Source organism: Pseudomonas sp. IPO3747 (genome assembly GCF_013385245.1).
GTDB lineage: Bacteria > Pseudomonadota > Gammaproteobacteria > Pseudomonadales > Pseudomonadaceae > Aquipseudomonas > Aquipseudomonas edaphica.
On sequence record NZ_JACAQL010000040.1, the window covers coordinates 1 to 374 of the forward strand.

The 374-nt window shown below is 57.0% G+C and carries 1 pseudogene; it reads left to right on the forward strand.

The features are described 5' to 3' along the window. Positions 1 to 231, forward strand: a pseudogene (locus tag HX790_RS29505) (hypothetical protein); the annotation flags it as partial. Positions 232 to 374 lie beyond the last annotated feature (143 nt).

Consider the following 374-nt stretch of genomic DNA (forward strand, 5'->3'; position numbering starts at 1 on the left):
GCCGGAGCAACAGCAACAGCAACAGCAACAGCAACAGCAACAGCAACAGCAACAGCAACAGCAACAGCAACAGCAACAGCAGAGCCATACTCGGTCAAAGGTGGGAGCTGGCTTGCCTGCGATGGCATCAACTCGGTGTGCCTGATGTACCGAGGTGTCTGCATCGCAGGCAAGCCAGCTCCCACAGAAAAGCAGATCCCAGGTGTATGCAAATCCGCTTTTCGCTTTTGATCTAACCACTCAGGTCGGCTACTAGGCCGCCGTGCTCTGCTTTTGATCTTGCTTTTGATCTGAGGCGCCCCGTTAACCACGATGGCCGAACGCAGGCTTGAATCCGTGGGTAACCCGGCAGGACGCCGGGTTAGCCGCGCTGG